Raw genomic sequence first — 14,175 nt, 5'->3', positions numbered from 1 at the left:
TCACCGGCCCGAGGAGGACTTCTCGAGGACCCGCCGGTAGACGGCGAGGGTGCGCGTGGCGCAGGCGTCCCAGGTGTAGCGCTCGGCTCGCTCGAGGCCCTTCTCGACCAGAGTCCGGTGCAGCCGGTCGTCCCGCAGCAGGCGCAGGGTTGCATCGGTCCACGCCTGCACGTCCTCCGGAGGCAGCAGCAGCGCCGCCTCGCCGGTCACCTCGGGGAGCGCCGAGACATTCGAGGAGAGGACGGGACAGCCCGCCGCCATGGCCTCCAGCACGGGCAGGCCGAAGCCCTCGTAGCGGGAGGGCAGCAGCAACGCGTGCGCAGCGCCATAGAAGAGGGGCATCTCCTCCTCGGGCAGTTCCGCCAGCTCCACGGTGGTGTCGGGGAATCCGAGCTCCTGGGCAGCCCCCTTGCCCGCGAGCAGCACGATGGGAACGGGCAACTGCGGCGCGAGCTTCGCCAGCAGCCCGAGGTTCTTGTGGGCCTTCGTGTTGCCCACCGCTGCGAGGTAGCGCTCCGGCAGGTGGTGCCGCTGGCGGAAGTCCCGGGCCTGGACGGGAGTGGGTGGCTGGAAGCCCGAGTCCACGCCGGCAGCGATGACCTGGAACCGGTAGGGGTTCAGGTGGAGGTATCGGGCCAGCTCCTCGCGGGAGAACTCGGACACGGTGAGCAGCGCGGCGGCGCGGCGGGCGCGAGGGCCGACGATGATCCGGTAATAGAGCGTGTGGACGGGGCTGTAGTTCTCCGGCAGCGCCAGGTGGTTGGCATCGTGGAGCGTGGCCACGAGCTTCCCCGTCCACAGCCCAGGCAGCGAGAACGAGGTGGCGTGGAAGAGATCCGGCGAGAGCTCCACGAGATCCGCGAGCAGGGCCGGTTGCTCCCACACGGGGGCGAGGAAGCTGGCGCGGGCGCGGTGCAGGGGAATGGCGGGCGTCAGGGCCCCCAACCCGGTGGGCAGGCCTTCAGGCGCCGTGAGCCCGTGGAAGTCCAGGTCCGGCGCGAGCGCGGGCAGCCGTCGCGCCAGCTCCAGGGCATAGCGGGCGATCCCGTGCAGCCGGCCGCGGACCATGCGCAAGTCAATGAGGATGCGTGCCACTCCCCCGGCGTAGCACACACGGCGTCCAGGCGGGATCTGGAGGCGGGAAATCCCCGGAAAAAATCACGCGAGGGGCCTCGGCTGCGGTTCGTAGGTCCGCTGGCCGCGTGACAGAGGGGTGGCTCAGGGAATGCGCTTGAGGGTGACGCGCGAGTTCACCTTGCTGCCGCCCATCCCCTCCATGCCGCCCATGCCCATGTCGGAGGACAGGGTGCCAGTGAGGGACAGCAGCCTGCCCGCGGCGACGTCGAACCCGGCGGTGACATCCACGTCCATCTTCATGCCGGCCGCCATGCCGCCCTCGGACGGGGACGCGCCACCGGGGGCTCCGCCCATGTTCATGCCACCCATGTTCATGCCGCCCATGTTCATGCCACCCATGTTCATGCCACCCATGTTCATGCCGCCCATGGTGGGCTCGGCCGTGTGCGAGCCGTCGTCCTCGACGTCCGCGCCGCCCAGCGACTGATCCTCATCATTGGACGGCGGGGGAGAGGCAGCGTTCTTGCGGCCCTTGCCGCGGCCCGGGGCGGAGGACTCGGCCGGACTGGCCACGGCGGCGCTGCTGTTCATCTGGGTGCGCAGCTCGGCGACGGTTCCCTTGAGCGCGGCCATCTCCACGTTCAGAGTGCCCAAGGGCATGGCCACGTCGATGCGCTGGCCGGGCTCCATGCTGCCCTCGGGGAGCACCATCATCTCGAAGATCTGCTTCGGGAGGACGTCAACGCCGGGGTCCTCCTCCTTAATGGATACCTTCTTGAGCGCGGGGGGGCGCTCGGTGACCTTCATGGAGGCGGTGAGCTTGCCCGTCTTCGGGTCGACGGAGGCGACCACATCCACCTGCTGATTGCCGTCGGATGCGGACATCGAGGCGCCGTTTGGACCGGCGTGCGCATTGTGGACACCGAGGTACATCTGGTTGTCGCGCATGTAGACAGTGACCATCCGATAGAACTTCGCACGGCCCTTGCGATCGACCTCGGCCTTCACGACACGGGCGGCGGGCGGGATGTTGGCGATGGAGGCGACCTTGGAGCCGCCCTGGTAGAAGTCGAGCTTGTTGACGGTGAGCTCGATGTCCGCGGAGCCATCGGGCCGGACCTTGAGCACCTTCTCGGTGAAGGTGGAGATGAGCTTCATCTTCATGCCGGCGCCCATGCCGGCCATCCCAGGCATGCCGGCCATGCCGGGCATCCCGGCGGCTCCGGCCATCTCGAATGTGGTGTCGTCCTCGTAGCTGAAGCGGTGGGTGTCGCCCTTCTTCCACTTGTAGTTGAGCTCCACGGCGAGCGCGGAGGTCGAGGCGAACAGCGCGAGACAGGCTACGAGAACACGAGACGGTCGGGTCATGGAGAGAGTCCCAGAGGCGGATCAGGTGAAGAGGAAAGGGTCGTGGGTACGGTACCGTACGACGCGGGACCCGCCACACTCATTCAAGGGGAGCGTGCTCTCTTCACTGGCGGTCACTGCGTCTCGAAGTTGTGCTTAACGACAACCTGCTCTCCTGGTCTCACGTAGATGGTGCGCGTCTCGGTCTTGGGGAACGTTTGGTTGACAAGACGGACAGTATGGCGGCCTGCGGAGACCTCGACCCGATCGAACGGCGTGGTCCCGAGTTCTTGTCCATCCAGCAAGACAGTCGCGTAGGGGACGACGCGGAACTCAACGAAGCCGGTGCCTGCGACAGTTTTACCTGTGGGTTGCTGGGTGAGTAAGGGGGACTTGGGGCGAGGAGCGGCAGGTTTTGGAGGGGAAAAGGGCGCAGGCCCTGCATCCAGTATCAGCACTGGGGGCGTCGCAGCGGCCCCTGCATCCGCAGCATCTTGTAGAACTGGAGGAGCCAAGGGCTGAGTGGGGGCAGGTTCATGCTTGGCTTCTGCGTGGGCAATCCCGGCATCTGCGAGGTCAGGGCCCGCATCGGAGGCAGTTGCTGGCCGAGGAGGGACAGCGCCTCTACCGTGCGACAGCAGGTAGCCACCGCCACCCGCGAAGAGCAAGACGGCCAGGATGGATGCTGCCACCTGGATTCGCCCGCGTGAGCGCATCTTCTGCTCAAACGAGGTTGCCTCATCGAGCACTCCTGTGGATTGCGGGAGCGAACCTGGAGCGCGCGCATGAGGTCTGCTCGAGACCGTTGGATCTCGTGGCAGCGTGAGGGGATCCTCCATGGACCTGAAGTCTCGGGTCGTAGGGAAGGAAGGAGGGGGCGTCGGCAGGGGTTGAGCCGTATCGGCTTCCAGATGTGTGATGAGGCGGGCGATATGGAGTGATCCCAGAGTCTCCCCTTCAGAGGCAGCGAAACGCTCAAGGTCTGCTTGAAATGAGAGGCAGTCCGGGTAGCGCTCATCTCGGTCTTTCGCGAGGGCTCGATCTAGGATCTGCTGGAGGTGCTCTGGGAGATCTGGCCGTCTCTCCTCCGCGGGAATGAAGGGGTCTTCAATGATTGCCCTCAGGAGACCTGCCTCCGTCGTCACATCAAAGGGCTTACGACAGGTCAGGAGTTCGTAAAGCACGAGCCCGAGTGCGTAAACATCGGCTCTGCGATCGAGCCTTTTTCCCCGCAGATGCTCAGGCGACATGTAGGGCAGCTTGCCCTTGAGGACTCCCTCCTGGGTCATGGGCCCATGGCCGGTGGCCTTGGCGATGCCGAAGTCAGCCACTTTGAGCGCGCCTTGGCGCGACAGGAGGATGTTGTCGGGGCTGATGTCGCGGTGGATGAGGTTCAGAGGGCGCCGCGTCACCGGATCATGGAAGTCATGGGCATAAGCCAGTCCCTCGCATGCTGCGGCGATCATCTTCGCGCAGAGCGTGGGACGCAGGTGAGGTTGTCGCGTGCGAGCGTGCTTCAGAAGGGTGCGCAGGTTGGGACCATCGATGTACTCCATTGCAACGAAGTACGCGCCTTCGGCTTCTCCGAAATCAAAGATCTGGACGATGTGCGGATGGTTGAGCTGGGCGACGAGCTTGGCCTCGGCGAGGAACATTTCCACGAAGGCGGGCTCATCCGCCAAGTGAGGCAGGATCCTTTTGACTACAAGAGTCTTCTCGAAGCCGAATGGGCCTGCCACTTTGGCGAGGAAGACCTCGGCCATGCCACCCGTGGCGAGCTTTCGAATGACCTCGTAGCGTCCGATGTTCATTTCGGAGGACTAGAAGGACAACTGAGCACCGACAGAGGCATACCGGCGCTGGAGAGGACCCACGGTTTGGGGGCTGCGTTGTCCCATTGCAGTGGTTGCCCCAAAGGCAATGAGATTCAGTCCTCCCACGACAGCAATGCTGCCCGTGAGCAGGTGCGTGGATTTGTCCTCGGGATGTGCGGAGCCCATGGTCGCCAGTAGCACGATGCCGGTAGATGCGAGGAGCCCCCCAAGGGCAAACGCCACGTGGTGGCTTTTCACGAAGCGGCTTTCTTCTGGCTTGGAAGGAGACGTTGGTGCCCAGGGAGCAAGCTTTGGACTACTGTCTGTAGCCTCCGCCTGACGTGGCTCAGGAGAGGGGTTGTGGTTTTCAATCGAAGGCGGAGATTGCTCTGCTTGCTTATCGACAGGAGGAACAGAGGGGAGTTCCAACGCCTTCGGTAGAGGTGATGCTGAGGTTTCTTGTTGCACTTCATGGCGAACGTCCTGGAAGAGTTGGGCGATCTTAGGTGAGACCTCGATGGGCAGGACAGAGGATGGATGGAGGCGGAGTCCCTCGCGAAAAGCTTCACGAGAGCGGTCTGCATAGCCGAGGTTGGCAAGAATGATTCCCTCATAGAGCCAAGCGAGCACACGCACATCGGTGTCCCAGGTCGCCGATTTCGAGCGAGCTAACTGCTCAAGTGCTTGTTCATATTCAAGGCGCTCGTATAGGCGGAGCGCTACAGCAAGCGCTGTTGGAAGGTGCTTCTTCGTTGAATCGGGACTGTGGGAATCCGTACTCGTCGGTTGCATCCGCGAAGAGGGAGAAGCCGCTCTTGGAGCCGTTCCCCAGACCATGGAGAGGGTGAGAAATGCCATGGCAAGGTCCGACTTACTGAAATGTACCATGATTCTTATCACAAACCATCAGAAGGAAAATTGTGCACTGGCAAAGACTCGCCGACTTTGGAGCGAGCCGACAGGTTTAGGTTCTTGTTGCCCCCACGAGCCAACGCCTCCGAAGGCGGCGAGTCCGAGCCCCCAGAGCCCGCTCACTCCCGCTGCGAATTTGAGGTTGCCGTGCTTCGTCGGACTTGATGCGTCCAGGACTGCATAGAGAGCGATGCCTGTGATGGCCATGCCGCTGCCGACGGCAAAGACCACATGATAAGGGTTCACGGGGGTGATCTTGTCGAGCGGTGGCGACGCTGACGGCACCCAAGGCAGCACCTCTGTCTTAGAAACCGCATCCTCTGCCTGAGATGACGTGGGTGGTGCGGTACCAACGAGAGGCGTGGAGGGGACCTCAGAAGGGGAAGGTTGGGGGGCCTCAAGCGCAACGAGCTTCGAAGGGCTGGGGCTGGGCCTGCGATGCTCCTCCTTGCGAATGTCCTGGAAGAGCTGGGCGACCTTGGGCGAAACCTCGATCGGCAGAACGGAAGCGGGTTGGAGGCGAATCCCCTCGCGAAAAGCCTCGCGCGAACGGTGCGTCTGGCCGAGGTTGGCGAGGATGATCCCTTCATAGAGCCATGTGAGGGCCCGTACCTCCGTGTCTACGGCGGCCGATCGCACGCGAGCCAGTTGTTCCAACGCTGCCTCATACTCGAGCTGTTCGTAGAGCTGGAGTGCTGCCGCAAACTCTGGTGGGAGTCGCATCGGCACGGTAGGACGTTGGGTATCCGCAGCCTTGGCCAGACGTATATGCGCAGTCTGTGCCTCGGCGCGAGGCGCATGCCCCCACGCCATGGAGCAAGCGAGAAGTGCCACGACGTGGCCGGACTTCCTGAAAAATATCATGTTCCCGATACCACTCGGTGGTTCATGCCGAGGGAGCAGGTTAGGGAGGGCACGGGACGCCAGACGATGCCACTTAAGGAGTACGTCTTCATGGTAGAAGGTCGCCCGTGAAGGTCGCCCTCGTTCATGACTGGCTCGTCACCCTGCGCGGTGGGGAGCGCGTCCTCGAAGCCCTCTGCGAGCTGTTCCCCGACGCGGACGTCTACACCCTTATCCATCAGCCCGGCACGATGCCTCCGGCCATCGAGAACCGGCGCATCTACACCTCGTTTCTCCAGCACATCCCCGGCATCCACTCCCGCTACCGCCACTTCCTCCCGCTCTTCCCGCGCGCCATCGAGTCCTTCCACCTTCAGGGCTACGAGCTCGTCCTCTCCTCCAGCCACTGTGTCGCCAAGGGCATCCGCAAGCCGCCCGGCGCCAAGCACCTCTCCTATGTGCACGCGCCCATGCGCTACATGTGGGATCTCTTCGATGACTACTTCGGCCCCGGACGCGCCTCGCGGCCCGTGCGCCTCGCTGCCAGCGCCGTGCGCCCTTGGCTCCAGCGCTGGGATCGCGACTCCTCCGCCGGTGTCGATCGCTTCATCGCCAACAGCCGCAACATCGCCGCGAAGATCCACCGCTTCTGGGATCGCGATGCGGGCGTAGTCCACCCCCCCGTGGATCTCGAGCGCTTCTGTGCCTCGTCCCTCGAGGGCACCGGCCAGGGCGGCTACTTCCTGTGGCTCGGCGCCTTCGCTCCCTACAAGCGGCTCGACATCGCCCTGGAGGCCTTCCGCACCCTGGATGTCCCCCTCTGGGTCGTCGGCTCCGGCCAGGACGCCGCACGCCTCACCTCCGGGCCGCTGCCGCCCCACATCCGGTTCCTCGGCAACGTGCCGGACTCCGAAGTGCCCGCCCTCTATCGCAACGCTCGTGCGCTCCTCTTCACCGGCGAGGAGGACTTTGGCCTCACGCCCCTGGAGTCCCAGGCCACGGGCCGTCCCGTGATTGCCTACGCCAAGGGCGGCGTCCTGGAGACCGTCACCGAGCGTACCGGCCTCTTCTTCTCCGAGCAGACTCCCACCGCGCTCGCCGCCGCCGTGCGCCAGTTCGATGCCTGGGAGACCGGCTTCCGTCCCGAAGAGGCCCGCGTCCAGGCCCGCCGCTTCTCCAAGGCGGCCTTCCACCGCGCCATCCTCGCCGAGGTGGAGTCCTTGCTCCGCTCGCCTGGTTCCTCGGGCTCCACCCAGCCCTGACATTCGTGCCAGAGGGCCCACCGGTTTTTCAGAGGGCCGCCACGCCAGGCCTACACCGGGTCCCCCCCAGGCTCCGGGCAAGCCCTTGGTTTTACGAGTCTTTCCGTGCTAGGAGGCCCTGGCGCCCAGGCTGTCCGGGGGAGAACACCTCTCTGCCAAAGGGTGCGAGAATTGCAGCGGTGGGGCCGTCCTTCCGGCAGGCCACAGGAGTCTTGGCGTGTTCAGTCGTCTTCAGCGCTTCTACACGTCCATCAAGATCGCCACCGACGTCTTCATGCTCGCGGTGGCCTTCGGGCTCGCGTACGCCACGCGCTTCATCGGCCTCATCCCCATCACGGATGGCATCCCTCCGCTGGACGAGACGCTCGTCTCGCTGGTGATGGCGCTCTTCATCTTCCCCATCACCTTCCACCAGGGCCACCTCTACACGACCAACCGCTCGCGCACGCACATTGGCGAGCTGTTCGCCGTCTTCAAGGCCTCCATCACCGCCACCCTCATCCTCGTGGCGCTCACGTACTTCACCCGCGAGCGCTACTCGCGCCTCACGCTCGCGCTCTTCCTCGGCTACGCGCTGGTGCTCGTGTCCATCACCCGCCTGGTGCTCCGCATCGCGCTCGCCGAGGTGCGCCGCCGTGGCTTCAACCTGAAGACCATTCTCGTCATTGGCGAGGGCGAGCTCGGCCGGCGCGTCGTGGAGACCGTTCGCGATCACCGCGAGCTGGGCTTCCGCGTGATCGGCGTGCTCGCGCAGGACCTGGAGAAGGCCCGCCGCAAGGTGCGCGGCGCTCCGGTCATTGGCCGCATCGAGGACGTCGAGCGCGTGTTGGATGAGCAGCCCGTGGATCAGGTCATCATCGCCCTGCCGCTCGAGCAGCAGCTCGTGGTGAAGGACCTCATGGAGCGGCTGGCGCTGCGCACCGTGGACGTGAAGGTGGTGCCGGACCTGTACCAGTACATCACCCTGTACGGCGGGCTCGAGGAGTTCGGCGGCCTGCCCATCATCAGCCTCCAGGGCGATCCCATGGACGGCTGGAGCCGGGTCGGCAAGCGCGTCTTCGACATCCTCTTCTCGCTGGTCGCCATCGTGCTGACGGCGCCCATCATGTGGGTCACGGCCCTCATGGTGAAGCTCACCAGCCGCGGCCCCATCCTCTATCAGCAGGAGCGCATGGGGATGGACGGGCGCACGTTCCACATCCTCAAGTTCCGCACCATGCGCACCGACGCCGAGGCCTCGGGCGCGAAGATGGCCAGTGCCGAGGATACCCGCCGCACGCCCATCGGTACCTTCCTGCGCAAGTACTCCATCGACGAGCTGCCCCAGTTCTTCAATGTGCTGGTGGGCGACATGAGCCTCGTGGGCCCGCGCCCCGAGCGCCCCGTCTTCATCGAGGAGTTCAAGCGGCAGATTCCTCGCTACCACCTGCGCCACAAGGTGAAGGCCGGCATCACCGGCTGGGCCCAGATCAACGGCCTGCGCGGACAGACGTCCATCCAGAAGCGCATCGAGTACGACCTGTACTACATCGAGAACTGGTCGCTCTTGATGGACCTGAAGATCCTCGTGCGCACCGCCCTGGGCGGCTTCCTGTCGAAGAACGCTTACTGAGCGCGCTTTCAGGCGCACACTGTCATCGTTGCCCGCTCTGACAGACGGTGAAGTCCCAGGCCACCTGGAACTTTGCATCAGGGGCGAAGCGCTGCGAAGGCGAACGAGTGCCGCGCATCGTCATTGAAGCGTCTAGAATCGGCCTCCATGGCTGAAAAGCTCGGTGCGCTTCTGGTCCGCAAGGGCCTCATCAACCCAGGGCAGCTCGACGAAGCCCTGAAGGCCCAGATGATCTACGGGGGCCGGCTCGGCACGAACCTCGTCGAGTTGGAGTACCTGGACATCGAGACGTTGGGCGCGGTGCTCGCGGAGCAGATGCGCTATCCGCAGGCGACCATCGCCGAGTTCGAGGCCGTGACGTCGGCCACGCTCGGGACGATCCCGGTGGCGCTGATCGAGAAACACTACGTGTTCCCGCTCGCGGTGGACGGGCGCCGCATCAAGGTGGCGATGGCGAGCCCCTTCGACATGGACGCGGTGGATGAGATCTCCTTCACCACGGGGCTGCGCGTCATTCCGTGCGTCGTCCCCGAGCTGCGGCTCTACGCCTACCTGGAGAAGCGCCTCGGCATCGTCCGGCCCGAGCGGTACATCAAGCTGGATCCCGAGGCGACGAAGTCGGGAGCGGGCGCGCGCAACGCGGCGGGGGCTCCCATGACGGCGCCCCCGGGGCCTCCGGGAGGTCCGCAGACTGCCAAGCCTCCCGCGGCCGGTGCGGGGCAGAAGGCGGGGATGTTCGGTGGGCTCGAGCCGGGCCAGTTCCTCAGCGAGGACTCGGGGGACAGTGACAACGCGCCGCTCCCCGACGAGCCTGCGCCCGATGACAATGGGGTTCAGCCGCTCGAGCTGCCTGAGGGCATTGGATCGCTCGGAGGGCTCGCGCCTGGGCAGTACCTGAGCGCGGAGGATGACGAGCAAGATGCTCTGGGTGCCGCGCCTGCAGCCCTCGCCATGCCTGCCGCGCCTGCCGCGCCTGCCGCGCCCCCGGCTCCGATGCAGGCCAGGCCTCCTGGTGCGCCCGCAGCGCCTCCTCCCCCGGCGGCTCCGGCAGCGGGGGCCGTGCGTTCAGGGCTACCGCCTGCAGCCTGGGCGTCCATGCTCAATACGGGGGCTCCGCAGGCGGCTCCCAGTGCTCCTGGCCCCGCGCATGCTCCGACGCCGTTGGCTGCCGCAGCGCAGCCCGGCGCGGCGTCGCGACCGGGGATGCCTCAGCAGGGCACGCCGCAGGGGGCTCCCATGGTTCCGAGCACGGCGCCCGCGATGCATCCGGCGGCGCATCCGGCGGCAGTGGCGCATCCTGCGGCCCAGCCCGCAGCGCATCCTGCGGCCCAGCCCGCAGCGCATCCTGCGGCCCAGCCCGCAGCGCATCCTGCGGCCCAGCCCGCAGCGCATCCTGCGGCGGCGCATCCCTCTGGCGCGCATCCTGCCGCAGGCACGCATCCCTCAGCTGCGGGGCAGCCTCCGGCGGGTGCAGTGCCGGGGGCGGGTTCTCCTCCCGTGATGGGGGCTCGTACGGGGACGGGGTCATCGCCGACGATGGCTCCTGTTCCTCCTGCCCACGCGCAGATGCCGATCGCAGGCACCGCTCCCGTCATGGCGGCTCACCCGCAGGCCCCTGGAGCCCGCCCGGGGCCTCCGACGTTGACGGGAACAGGCCCGGGGCTGCACCCCGCGGCTCCGCCCGCTGCCCCCGCCGGGCAGCTTCCGAGGGCGCCCGTGGCTGCGGGGCCTCAACCACCTGCCGCAGCGGCTCCTCGGCCTCCGACGGCCGTGCCCATGCCTGGGCAGTTCCATACAGTCGCTCCTGTTCCGCCGGGTGCGCGGCCGCCACAGGCCCCTCCTCCTGCGGGTGCTCAGCCGGCCCGGCCGACGCTGGCGGGAGTGCCTCCCGGCGCGCCCCATGCGCAGATGCCAGCGCCCCAGGCTCTGCCGGGAACGCATCCAGCTCAGGCCGGAGCGCATCCCGTCTCAGCGCCGTCGGGAGTTCATCCGGCGCAGGCGGGTGCTCATCCCGTTCCAGCGCCATCGGGAACGCATCCGGCCCAGCCGGGAACCCACGCTCCGGTACCGGCGGCTCATCCGCCTCAGACCGGTGCACACCCCGCTGCAGTTCCTCCGGGAACTCATCCTGCGCAGGCCGGAGCGCCTCGCGCCGCCGGGGCGCCAGGGGTCCATCCCACGCAGTCGGGAATCCCCCACGCCGCAGCGCCGTCGGGGACCTATCCGGCGCAGCCGGGAGCCCATCCTGTCCCTGTGCCTCCGGGTGCTCATCCCGCCCCGGCAGGGGGGCCGCATGTCCCGATGCCTCCGGGGGTGCAGCATGCGCCCGCGCCGATCGCGCAGGCACCCCATGGGGCTCAGGCGGCGCCTCGTCCTCAGGCGACAGGAGCTCCGCACACGCTGGCGCCTCAGCCGCCTCCCGCTGGAGCGGCCCAGGGCGCCGTCCCCGGTGCGATTCCTCGGGCGCCCCAGGTCGCGGTGCAGCGGCCTCCGACACTCCCTGCAGTGCCTTTGCCGCCTGCGTCCCCGCCGGTTCCCTCCGCACGGCCCACGTCCGCGGGAATTCCAGCCGTGACGAGCCCGCCTGTCGCGGCGTTCGCGCACAGCCCTGCGTCGGTGGCTGGGCCTCCCATGCCGACGATGCCGCCTGGAGCGACCCGGCCGCCTGTTCCCGTACCGTCGCCCGGGGTGGCAGCCCCTGCAGGAACTCCCGTGGGGGCGCATCCCCAGGCGGCTCCTCATCCCGTGTCTGCGTCTCGCCATGAGCGCCCCAGCAGCGCGGCTCTGCCCGCCGTCGGCGCACCGGCTGTGGCCCCCGCTGCTCGCAGCGAGCGCCCCAGCAGCGCGGGGGGGGCCGCCGTTGGGGTACCGCCTGTAGCGGCCGTTGCGCGCAGTGAGCGCCCCAGCAGCTCGGCCATTCCTGCCGTCGGGGCACCGCCCGCCATGGCCTCCCCGCCGGTTCCTCCGGCGCCTCCCGTGCCGTCCCTGCCTGAAGTGCCGCCCGTGGCGATGGGCACGCGTCCTCCGATTCCGGTCCCCAGCGCGCCGTCCGCCAGTGCGCGTCCCCCCACGCTGCCTTCCATCGCGGGGCTCCCGGGGCAGCAGGCTGCGGTCGCGGTTCCTCCCGGTATGACTCCTGCCGGCACATCCGCGCAGCGGCCCGGTGCGCAGGCTCCCTCCATGATTCCCGCAGTCTCGGGTGCTTCCGCGCAAGCTGGCGCTCCTGGGGCGGCGAAGGCGGGAGCCCACGACGCGGAGCAGGCGGACGCCTCGGCTGCCGTGGAGATCGCGGTCGATGAAGCCGCCTCGCTGGAGGAACTGGCTCCCTCCGAGGAGAGCGAGCCCGTCGACGTTGAGGACGTCTTCGAGCCCGAGCCGGAGCTCGGCAAGATCGAAGAGAAGGCCACCACAGTGCCTCCTGTTCCCGATGACTGGGACATGTCTCCGCTGAAGTCCGAGGAGGCGGTGGAGAAGGCTGCGGCCCAGGAGGCAGGGCCTCAGTCCGAGAAGCCCTCGCAAGTGGCCGACGCAGAGGCCGAGGCCCTCGAGCCGATCGAAGAGGTTGCCGAAGAGCTGCCCGTCTCGCTGGACGAAGAGGTGTCTGCGGAAGCGCCGGTGCTGACGGCCGAGCCGGTGTCTGCGGAAGTGCCTGTGCTCACCGCCGAGCCGGTGTCGGCGGAACTGCCCGTGCTCACCGCCGAGCCAGCGTCCGAGGAAGCGCCGCTGCTGATGGCTGAGCCGGTGTCCGCAGAAGTGCCTGTGCTCACCGCCGAGCCAGTGTCAGCGGAACTGCCCGTGCTCACGGCTGAGCCGATGTCCGCGGAAGCCCCCGTGCTCTCCCCCGAGCCGGTGTCCGCGGAAGTGCCTGTGCTGACGGCCGAGCCGGTGTCCGCGGAAGTGCCTGTGCTGACGGCCGAGCCGGTGTCCGCGGAAGTGCCTGTGCTGACGGCCGAGCCGGTATCCGCGGAAGCGCCTGTGCTCTCCCTCGAGCCGGTGTCTGCGGAAGCGCCCGTGCTGACGCCTGAGCCGGTGTCCGCGGAAGTGCCCGTGCTCACCGCCGAGCCAGTGTCGGCGGAACTGCCCGTGCTCACCGCTGAGCCGGTGTCCGAGGAACCGCCTCCGAACCCGTTCGATGTCGCGGATGCCCTGGACATAGGCATGCCGGCCAAGGACGTGGCTGAGAAAGCGCCAGCACCTTCCGCCGCTGTCATCGCCCCGCAGGAGCGGGCCGCACCGCCTCAGGAGCGGGTTGCTCCTGCCGCGAAGGTCTCCGCGCCGGCCGAGGAGGTACCTGCGGAAGCGCGGGTCATGCCGGCGGAAGAGGTGGTCGCGGAGGCGCAGGTCGCGAAGGTCGGAGAGCAGGTCGCGCAGGCGCCGAGGGCTCCGATCGATCTGGGCGAGCTGCCCCCGGCTCCCGAGGAGCCCATGCAGCTCGCGGCGACCTGGGAGTTCATGTCCATGGCCCAGACGGGCCATGAGCCCGAGGCGCCTCCGAGCACCGAACGAGGGCTCGAGCTCGACACCTCGGAGGCACCGCAGCTCAAGGAGACGGGGAGTACGGACGACGAGGTCGCGCTGGCGCCGACCTGGGACTTCGTGCCGCAGTGGAAGCCCGAGGACGAGGCCCAGAAGGCCGAGCCCAGCGCCTCCGCCGAGCCTGCAGCTCCCGAAGCCCCCATCCCCACGATCCCCGCGCCCGCATCCGCGCCGGATCTGACGGCCACAGGGAAGTTCTCGATCGCGAGCATGCAGCCCACGACGACGGGCAAGTACGGCATCGTGAGCAAGGAGCCCGAGCCCCCGCTGGGCGCCGAGCCCGAGGACGAAGCGCCCGAGAAGACCGGCATCTTCGGAGTCGTGCGTGCCGAACTGGAGGCTCCGGTCGAGAGCAATCCTGCGCTCGCGGTGCCCACGAAGCCGGGAGGGCAGGGGAGCGCAGCGGTGGATTCCGCCGTGTCGACGGCCAAATACGGGATCGCGACAGGGCAGCCGGTGCCTCCGAGCAAGTACGGCGTCGCGCTGCCGGATCAGACGGCCACAGGGAAGTTCGGCGTGGGCCCGGGGACACCGGTGGTGTCCGTGGGCGAGCCGGAAGGAGCAGGGCTGGAGTCGAGTTGGAATCAGCTGATCTCCTCCGCCGAGCCCGAGTTCCCTGACTCCGCGACGCTCTCTGCGCCGCAGGAGCCCGAGGCCGATCCCTTCGCCGCGTTCGAGGCCGAAGAGGCCGCGAGGGCCTCGGCCGGAGCACCGGCGGCCTCCAAGTCCAAGGATGACGCGGGCCACAAGTCCTGAAAGCAGAAGGGCCCCG

General features: G+C 67.6%; 7 protein-coding genes and 1 pseudogene. 3 read left to right on the top strand and 5 right to left on the bottom strand.

What is annotated here, in order from left to right; translation table 11 throughout:
* From DB31_RS39375 to DB31_RS49345, 5 genes and pseudogenes are all read right to left on the bottom strand, one after another.
* Window positions 1-1,068, bottom strand: a complete 1,068-nt coding sequence (locus tag DB31_RS39375; RefSeq protein ID WP_083969163.1) for a glycosyltransferase family 4 protein — start codon at window positions 1,066-1,068, stop codon at window positions 1-3.
* Between the two features lie 150 nt (window positions 1,069-1,218).
* Window positions 1,219-2,445, bottom strand: a complete 1,227-nt coding sequence (locus DB31_RS39370; RefSeq protein ID WP_044197958.1) for a hypothetical protein — start codon at window positions 2,443-2,445, stop codon at window positions 1,219-1,221.
* A gap of 134 nt (window positions 2,446-2,579) precedes the next feature.
* Window positions 2,580-4,235, bottom strand: a pseudogene (locus tag DB31_RS47355) (protein kinase domain-containing protein); the annotation flags it as partial.
* 9 nt (window positions 4,236-4,244) lie between these two features.
* Entirely contained in the window at window positions 4,245-5,096 is an 852-nt protein-coding gene (locus tag DB31_RS49350) for a hypothetical protein (RefSeq protein WP_157232388.1), read from the bottom strand.
* 48 nt (window positions 5,097-5,144) lie between these two features.
* Entirely contained in the window at window positions 5,145-5,879 is a 735-nt protein-coding gene (locus DB31_RS49345; RefSeq protein WP_157232387.1) for a tetratricopeptide repeat protein, read from the bottom strand.
* Between the two features lie 242 nt (window positions 5,880-6,121).
* Here DB31_RS49345 and DB31_RS39350 point away from each other — a divergent pair, with 242 nt between their 5' ends.
* The 3 genes from DB31_RS39350 to DB31_RS47350 all read left to right on the top strand — a co-directional run bounded on the left by DB31_RS39350 (window position 6,122) and on the right by DB31_RS47350 (window position 14,159).
* Window positions 6,122-7,255 carry a glycosyltransferase gene (locus tag DB31_RS39350; protein WP_044197951.1) on the top strand — a complete coding sequence of 378 codons (1,134 nt, stop codon included), beginning with the start codon at window positions 6,122-6,124 and terminating at the stop codon, window positions 7,253-7,255.
* Between the two features lie 217 nt (window positions 7,256-7,472).
* A complete protein-coding gene (locus tag DB31_RS39345; protein ID WP_044197949.1) occupies window positions 7,473-8,867 on the top strand; it encodes an undecaprenyl-phosphate glucose phosphotransferase in 1,395 nt (464 codons plus the stop codon).
* Between the two features lie 147 nt (window positions 8,868-9,014).
* The gene (locus DB31_RS47350) at window positions 9,015-14,159 is read left to right on the top strand and encodes a GspE/PulE/PilB domain-containing protein (RefSeq protein ID WP_075306447.1); all 5,145 of its coding nucleotides are present in this window, start codon (window positions 9,015-9,017) and stop codon (window positions 14,157-14,159) included.
* The last annotated feature ends 16 nt before the right edge of the window (window positions 14,160-14,175 follow it).

Source organism: Hyalangium minutum (assembly GCF_000737315.1).
GTDB lineage: Bacteria > Myxococcota > Myxococcia > Myxococcales > Myxococcaceae > Hyalangium > Hyalangium minutum.
Note: the sequence above shows the minus strand (reverse complement) of the source record. Positions and strands in the feature narration are given on the sequence as shown.

Excerpts from the sequence above, each read along its gene's own strand:
- DB31_RS39375 (WP_083969163.1), bottom strand. The coding sequence starts at position 1,068 with ATGGTCCGCGGCCGGCTGCACGGGATCGCCCGCTATGCCCTGGAGCTG.
- DB31_RS39370 (WP_044197958.1), bottom strand. The coding sequence starts at position 2,445 with ATGACCCGACCGTCTCGTGTTCTCGTAGCCTGTCTCGCGCTGTTCGCC.
- DB31_RS49350 (WP_157232388.1), bottom strand. The coding sequence starts at position 5,096 with ATGGCATTTCTCACCCTCTCCATGGTCTGGGGAACGGCTCCAAGAGCG.
- DB31_RS47350 (WP_075306447.1), top strand. The coding sequence starts at position 9,015 with ATGGCTGAAAAGCTCGGTGCGCTTCTGGTCCGCAAGGGCCTCATCAAC.